The organism is Aeromonas sp. QDB14, assembly GCF_027707845.1.
GTDB lineage: Bacteria > Pseudomonadota > Gammaproteobacteria > Enterobacterales > Aeromonadaceae > Aeromonas > Aeromonas caviae.
In genome coordinates this window covers 1-6,650 of the sequence record NZ_JAPCJD010000125.1, presented here as the reverse complement: position 1 = coordinate 6,650, position 6,650 = coordinate 1, and the positions used below count along the sequence as shown (strand labels likewise).

Genomic DNA, 6,650 nt, shown 5'->3' with positions numbered 1-6,650 from the left:
GACCCAGGGCGGTGAAGATATCAAAGACCCGTTTTCCGGTAAATCGCAATGCGGCTCCGCTTAAGTGAACAGCATTGTCCATTGTGGAGCCCTTTTTCATGGTGGCGGCTTACTTCTCGATGCCGCTGCCCAGATCGTCCCGGCGGGAAGAGACCGAGGGCTCGGCCCCGTGGCGCCAGTGTTCCAGCCGGTTGTGCACCCCGCGGCGCAGGCTCTTGAAGCTGGCTTCCAGATAGTCCACCCCCACCAGGATGGAGAGGGTGACGACGGTGAGCAGCAGCGCCTGATGCAGCATGTCCATGCCGATGAGGGCGCCGAGGGCGGCCAGCATCCAGATGGCGGCGGCGGAGGTCACCCCCAGCACCTGACCATCCCGGGTCATCATGACCCCGGCCCCGAGAAAGCCGACCCCGGTGATGAGCTGACCCAGCACCCGCGCCTGATCGGCGCCCTGAGGACTGACGGCGGCGCCGATGGCGAGAAAACAGTAGGTGCCGAGCACGATGAGGGAAGAGGTGCGGATCCCCACCGGCTTGCCGCGAAGCTGCCGCTCCAGCCCCACCAGGGTGCCACACACCAGACAGACCAGGATGTTCTCCCAGCCAAGGGGCGCTATGTCCCACCACTGCATTGTCATCATATCCACCTCTGCTCGCGATGCTTGTTATCCTGTCGCGCTCTGCCCCCGGTTCTCCAGCCGCTGGCGGAAGGCCCGGGCGAGGCGCTCGTAGAGGTCCTTTGCCTCCCTGTCTTCAATATCGCCACGTATCCAGGGGTTGTCGATGATTTCCAGCAACACGCAGCCCTGGCCCTGCTGGCGCAGATCCACCCCGAACAGGCCGTTGCCGAGCTGGTGCACGGCGCGGCGGGCGGTTTGCAGCACCCGCTCCGGCACGTCGCTGAGGGGCAGCGCCTCGATGCGGCTCATGTCGAGGGGGTGTTTGCGGCGACGGATGCGGTTGCCGGGTTCGGGTCGGTAGCGGCGGCAGGCGAACAGCGGCGAGCCGTCGAGAAAGCCGATGCGCCAGTCGAACTCGGCAGGGATCCGGCTCTGGACCAGCAGCAGGGCGGAGCGGGCCAGCCCCTCGTCCAGCAGGCGGGCGAGCTGGATGTCATCGCTGGCCATGGCGAGGTCGCGCCCCTGGGCGCCGTCGGGGATTTTCACCATCAGTGGCAGACCGAGGCGCTGCACCAGTTCGTCCACATGCTGGCGACCGCGGCGGGTCACGACGGTGGTGGGGGGCATGGGCACGCCGCTGCGCACCATCAGCTCGTAGAGATAAAGCTTGTTGCTGCAGGCGAGGATGGCACGGGAGCTGTCGATGACCGGCATCTTGAGCTGCTCGGCACGGCGGGCAAATTCGAAGGTGTAGTGGCCGACCGCGGTCTCGGCGCGCAGCCAGAGGGTGTCGAACTCCGGCAACCGCTCAATGGCCGAGGGGGGCAGGATCTCGGCCTGGATCCCCTGGGCAGCGGCCGCCTTGATGAAACGCTCCAGCGCCAGGGCATCGCTGCTGGCGCGGCCGTCGTTGGGGTCGACCAGGATGGCGAGCTGGTAGCGTGGCGCCGTCTGCTCCTCGTCCCCCGTGCCCACCAGCGCCTGGGCGTGCTGCACCATCAGCGCCTTCTCGCTCGGGCTCAGCGCCAGCGGTGACAGGCTCTCCTGCTGACGCACCGACCAGCCGTGGCGACCGCGCTTGAGGGTCAGCTCCTGCAGCGGCAACTGGCTCAGGCCGTAGTAATAGCGGGCGAGCCCCGCCAGCTCGCTCTGTTCGCACTGGCCGAAGATGGCGCGCACCCGGATCCTGTCTTCGCTCTGCTGGGCCAGCCAGCCCTGCAATTTGCGCCACAGCTTGGCGGGAGGCTGCTGGGGTTGCAGCCTGCTGATGGCCTGCAATCCCGGCAGGCAGTGGTGGCCGCGGGCCTGGGCCAGCAGGGAGCAGTAATAACCGGCCCCCAGGTGTTCCAGGCTGCGGCAGAGGTTGATGATGCGCGGACGCCCCCCTGTGGTGGGCAGACCGTGTTGCAGGTAGGTGCGGGCGGTCAGCAGATAGTCGGCATGGCAGGGCCAGTCGCCCGGCTCCTCGACGATGACATAGGTACTCATATTTTCAGGCTCCACAGAAAGGACTGCCAGAAACGGCAGGATCCCCAGTGGGCTTCGATGCACCGACAAGCACGACAATGGCGCGAGGGGAAACAAGAGGTTACAGTGCCTAATATTCTGCCTTGGTAACTTGTGATACAAGTCGCATTTCTGGTGCTGAGGATAAATAACCGAACAAGGACTCCCCGTGTTGACCGTGCGCGCCGCCCGAGCCGATGATTTGGGCGCCATCGTGAAGCTGGAACGCTACTGTTTTCCCCCCGAGGTCGCCTTCGGCCGCAGCCGCTGGCACTATCTGCTCAATCAGGCCAAGGGGCGCACCCTGCTGCTGCAAGACGAGAAGGCGCAGGTGATGGGCTATTTGAGCGTGCTGGAGCACAAAGGCTGGGATCGTCTCATCATCCAGACCCTCGCCATCCGCTGGACCGTCCGCCGTCAGGGGTGGGCACGCCGCCTGCTGGAGCAGGTGATCCGGGAAGGGCGCGAGGCCGGCTGGGGGGCGATTCGCCTCGAGGTCGCCGACGCCAACCCAGAAGCCAGGACCCTCTATCAGGGGCTGGGGTTTCGCCCCGGGGTACGGCTGCCCGATTATTACGGGCCAGGCCAGCATGCCCACCGCCTGGTGCTGGCGCTGGGGGATGAGCGGCAGGCGCCATCATGAGTTGCGAGGATTGCCTGGCCACCGCCATCAGGGCCAAGCTCGGGCGCTGCCCGGTCTGCGCCGCCCAGACCTTTCTCATCGGGGTCGTCGGCTGGCTGGTCTGGTGGTGGTGCGGCGCCGATACCTCGGTCAACGCCCTGACCGGCCTGCTGTTTGCGCTGGGGGGCTCGGGTCTCTTCCTGCTGCATCTGGCGGTGTTCGCATGGCGAAAGCTGGGCAAGCGCGACATATAACGTGCTGATTTTTCAAGAAGACAAATAACAATGGAGGTTCACATGATTGCAATGGTAACGGGCGCCTCGTCCGGCTTTGGTGAGGCCATCAGCCGCCTGCTGGTGAGCGCTGGCCACCGGGTGATCGGCACTGGGCGTCGCGCCGAACGGCTGGCCGCCCTGTCCGAGGAGCTGGGCGAGCAGTTCCTGCCTCTGGTGTTCGACGTCCAGGACAAGGCTGCCACCCGCGCCGCCATCAAGGGGCTGCCGACCGAATGGCAACAGGTGGACCTGTTGGTCAACAACGCTGGCCTGGCACTGGGGCTGGAGCCTGCCCACAAGGCGGATCTGGAAGACTGGGAGCAGATGATCGCCACCAACATCAGCGGCCTGACCTTGATCACCCGGTTGCTGCTGCCGGGCATGGTGACGCGCAACCGCGGCCACGTCATCAACATCGGCTCCATCGCAGGGACCTATCCCTATCCGGGCGGCAACGTCTACGGCGCGACCAAGGCGTTCGTGAAGCAGTTCAGCCTCAACCTGCGTGCCGATCTGGCGGGCACGGCCATCCGCGTCACCAACGTGGAGCCCGGCCTGTGTGGTGGCACCGAGTTCTCCAACGTGCGCTTCCACGGCGACGACGCCAAGGCGGCCACCGTCTATCAGGGGGTGCAGGCCATCCTGCCGGAAGACATCGCCAATACCGTACTCTGGATCAGCGAGCAGCCCGCCCACGTCAACATCAACAGCATCGAGATCATGCCGGTGGCCCAGACCTTCGGCCCGCTCCACATCAGCCGTCGCTGATGTCATGACGAGCCGACTTCTGTCCACAAGAGGCGCCTTCGGGCGCCTTTTTTTGATGGGTCTGGTCGCACTCGTCATGGAGTGCAGAAGGAGGCGTGCTGCGACCCCGTGCTGAACCGTCGAAAGAGGGGGTACTCAAGTTGGCCTGCATTTTGCTGTCTCCGGCCCATGGCGGGGAAACCATCCCCGGAGCCGGCGAGGCCGGCAGTGAGCGTGGAGCCTTCATGGATATCAAACCCTATGGTCATCAACTTGCCCAGAGCGCGTCCCAGAACCGTGCCCTGGCGACCCTCAGCGACAGCGATGACAAGCAGAGCGGCTGGTCTCAGCAGGTCAGCCTCTCCAGTCAGGTGCTGACCGGCAAGGCGCAGCAGGCACTGACCTACGAGCATCTGGCCAGGAACGGCAAGAACACAGTCCTGACCGGTGGCGTCAAGGATGCGCGGGTGCAGCAGATGGTGGACAAGGCCCTGGGCTTTGATCGCAAAAAATTTGACGATCTCGAGCGTCAGCTCAAGGGGATAGCGGATGACAAGACGCTCTCTACCGAGGAGCGCGAAACGCAGAGCAAGGACCTGGCCGCGCAGCGCGATGCCATGCTCAAGGAGGCCATGGATCGCCTCACCGGCAAATCCGCCTCCCAGGTATGACGTGATTCAAACGGAAATCTTTGGGCGTTAAAGGCAAGGGGTTGCCCCCTTGCCACGGGGCCGGCAGGCCGTGGGAGGCACGGCCTGACGTGGTCAGGGTTCAGGGACTCTGGGGGGCGATGCCGATGGCGATGGCGGTGGTCTGCACGGCCTTGATCTGGTCCCCCTTGGCGATGAGGGCGAACTGGGCCGGATCCTGCACCTTGAGGGTCAGGGTGTGGTCGACCCCCTTGACCCGGATGGTCTGGTGCGCCTTGTCCACGTCGATGACGTCGGCATAGATGGTTACCTGCATGCCGGCGCCGGCTGCGGGTTTCTCCCCGGCGGCCGCCTTGCCCCCTTCCACTTCCACCACCCGTTTTCTCACCCCGGCGGTGCCCTTGAGCAGGGTCAGGTCCAGCAGTTGCAGATATCTCAAGGCCACGACATCTCCCACCTTGAGCTGGGGAAGGTTGGTCACCTCCTCCCCGGCGATCAGATCCAGGGTCTGCCCTTCGGCATTTTTCAGGCTGACCTTGCGGGTGGCCAGGTCGATGGCGGTGACGGTTGCCCTGGCCGTCAGTTCTTCGGCGAGACTGGCTTGTCCGGGGGCCACGGCCACATGGGTGGTGACCTCGGCGGCATAGAGCAGGGGAGGGGCACAGAGGGTGAGGGCACCCGCAATCCAGGCGTGCTTCAGTTTCATGATAGAGACCCTGTGAGTGGGAAAGGGACCCCGGGAGGGGCTTGAGGGGGCGACGAACTCGTCTTCCCGCTATCACCATAGCAAAGCAGGGCAGGAGCGCCCGGCATCGGCAGGCTGGCATCGTATTTTTGACGACAGGCTCCCGTTTTTGACCTGATGGCACGGCAGGCGCACAATTCCCCGGCATGCAATCAACCGAGGGCTCTGCCGTGTACAACTTCCAATATGCCAATCCCACCCGCATCTGTTTTGGTGAAGGCCAGATCGCCAGGCTGCCCGAGCTGATCCCGGCCGGCAGCCGTCTGCTGGTGCTCTACGGGGGTGGCAGCATCAAGCAGAACGGGGTCTATGAGCAGTTGACCCAGGCGCTGGCGGGCCGGGAGTGGCTGGAGTTTCCCGGCATCGGCGCCAACCCCCAGTACGATCAGCTGATGGAGGCGGTGGCCCTGGTGAAGCGCGAGCGCATCGACTTCCTGCTGGCGGTGGGTGGCGGTTCCGTGGTGGATGGCACCAAGTTCGTGGCCGCCGCGGCCTGCTTCGAGGAGGGCGACCCCTGGGAGATCCTGCGGGACAAGGCCCCCATCAAGGCAGCGCTGCCGCTCGGCTGTGTGCTGACCCTGCCGGCCACCGGTTCGGAGAGCAACCCCGCCTCCGTGGTGAGCCGGGGGGAGGCCAAGCTCTCCTTCTACAATCCGCTGGTGCAACCGGTGTTTGCGGTGCTGGATCCCGCCACTACCTACAGCCTTCCGCCGCGCCAGGTGGGCAATGGCGTGGTGGATGCCTTCGTCCACATCCTCGAGCAGTACCTCACCTTCCCGGTGGGGGGCGAGGTGCAGGACCGGCTGGCGGAGGGGCTGCTGCAGGTGCTGGTGGACAACGGTCCGCGGGCGCTGGCGGAGCCCACCAACTACCAGGTGCGCGCCAACCTGATGTGGGCGGCCAGCCTGGCCCTCAACGGCCTCATCGGTCGCGGCGTGCCCCAGGACTGGTCCACCCACGCCATCGGTCACCAGCTCACCGCCCTGCACGGGCTGGATCATGCCCAGAGCCTGGCTGTGGTGTTGCCCTCCCTGCTGCGGGAGCAATCGGCCCAGAAGCAGGAGAAGCTGGCCCAGTTCGCCGAGCGGGTGTGGCACTCCAGCCGCGAGGACAAGGCACTGCGGATCGAGGAGGCCATCATCCGCACCGAGCAGTTCTTCCAGCAGATGGGGGTGGGCACCCGGCTTGCCGACTACGGGCTGAGCGAGAGCTGCATCCCCGGTATCTGCTCCAACCTCAAGCGTTTCGGGCTGACCGCCCTCGGGGAGCAGCAGGACATTGATCCCGACAAGGTAGCCAGGATCCTGTCCCACGCGCTGTAAGTCATCCTGGCAACCATAGTGGCGCGGATCCTTTCCCTCGCCCTCTGATCACCGGCTGGCCAACGGAAAAGAAAGCGCCCCGATCATCGCAATGCTGATCAGTTAAGGATCCATTGACCGATCCTTCTGCTGTAGGACAATCCGGAACCAATCACTAGTTCCGG

8 protein-coding genes are annotated in these 6,650 nt (G+C 65.1%); 5 read left to right on the top strand and 3 right to left on the bottom strand.

The genetic code is table 11. The annotated features are described in order from the left end of the window. Positions 1-109: 109 nt before the first annotated feature. The gene (locus PG887_RS21465; protein WP_039039793.1) at positions 110-640 is read right to left on the bottom strand and encodes an MgtC/SapB family protein; all 531 of its coding nucleotides are present in this window, start codon (positions 638-640) and stop codon (positions 110-112) included. Between the two features lie 24 nt (positions 641-664). Continuing rightward, on the bottom strand, positions 665-2,107 hold the full coding sequence (locus tag PG887_RS21460) for a RimK family alpha-L-glutamate ligase (protein ID WP_010672720.1): 1,443 nt from the start codon (positions 2,105-2,107) through the stop codon (positions 665-667). A 187-nt stretch (positions 2,108-2,294) separates the two neighbouring features. Here PG887_RS21460 and PG887_RS21455 point away from each other — a divergent pair, with 187 nt between their 5' ends. From PG887_RS21455 to PG887_RS21440, 4 genes are all read left to right on the top strand, one after another. After that, entirely contained in the window at positions 2,295-2,768 is a 474-nt protein-coding gene (locus PG887_RS21455) for a GNAT family N-acetyltransferase (RefSeq protein ID WP_103259406.1), read from the top strand. Beyond that, positions 2,765-3,001, top strand: a complete 237-nt coding sequence (locus PG887_RS21450) for a DUF3624 domain-containing protein (protein ID WP_041212265.1) — start codon at positions 2,765-2,767, stop codon at positions 2,999-3,001. Before PG887_RS21455 ends, PG887_RS21450 begins: the two co-directional genes overlap by 4 nt. Before the next feature lie 42 nt (positions 3,002-3,043). Next, positions 3,044-3,790 carry an SDR family oxidoreductase gene (locus PG887_RS21445; RefSeq protein ID WP_104455164.1) on the top strand — a complete coding sequence of 249 codons (747 nt, stop codon included), beginning with the start codon at positions 3,044-3,046 and terminating at the stop codon, positions 3,788-3,790. Between the two features lie 224 nt (positions 3,791-4,014). Further along, positions 4,015-4,440 (top strand): hypothetical protein, encoded by a 426-nt coding sequence (locus PG887_RS21440; protein ID WP_270822869.1) that lies wholly within the window; start codon positions 4,015-4,017, stop codon positions 4,438-4,440. A 100-nt stretch (positions 4,441-4,540) separates the two neighbouring features. On the opposite strand, the gene PG887_RS21435 is transcribed toward PG887_RS21440, so the two are convergent. Continuing rightward, positions 4,541-5,125, bottom strand: coding sequence for a hypothetical protein (locus PG887_RS21435; protein ID WP_041212267.1), 585 nt, complete (start codon positions 5,123-5,125; stop codon positions 4,541-4,543). Between the two features lie 185 nt (positions 5,126-5,310). Here PG887_RS21435 and PG887_RS21430 point away from each other — a divergent pair, with 185 nt between their 5' ends. After that, complete coding sequence (locus PG887_RS21430; protein WP_270822868.1) at positions 5,311-6,486, top strand: iron-containing alcohol dehydrogenase; 1,176 nt, start codon at positions 5,311-5,313, stop codon at positions 6,484-6,486. The last annotated feature ends 164 nt before the right edge of the window (positions 6,487-6,650 follow it).

Bases quoted from the DNA above. Each gene is read 5' to 3' on its own strand.
- PG887_RS21465 (WP_039039793.1), bottom strand. From the start codon at position 640: ATGATGACAATGCAGTGGTGGGACATAGCGCCCCTTGGCTGGGAGAAC.
- PG887_RS21460 (WP_010672720.1), bottom strand. From the start codon at position 2,107: ATGAGTACCTATGTCATCGTCGAGGAGCCGGGCGACTGGCCCTGCCAT.
- PG887_RS21450 (WP_041212265.1), top strand. From the start codon at position 2,765: ATGAGTTGCGAGGATTGCCTGGCCACCGCCATCAGGGCCAAGCTCGGG.
- PG887_RS21445 (WP_104455164.1), top strand. From the start codon at position 3,044: ATGATTGCAATGGTAACGGGCGCCTCGTCCGGCTTTGGTGAGGCCATC.
- PG887_RS21440 (WP_270822869.1), top strand. From the start codon at position 4,015: ATGGATATCAAACCCTATGGTCATCAACTTGCCCAGAGCGCGTCCCAG.
- PG887_RS21435 (WP_041212267.1), bottom strand. From the start codon at position 5,125: ATGAAACTGAAGCACGCCTGGATTGCGGGTGCCCTCACCCTCTGTGCC.
- PG887_RS21430 (WP_270822868.1), top strand. From the start codon at position 5,311: ATGCAATCAACCGAGGGCTCTGCCGTGTACAACTTCCAATATGCCAAT.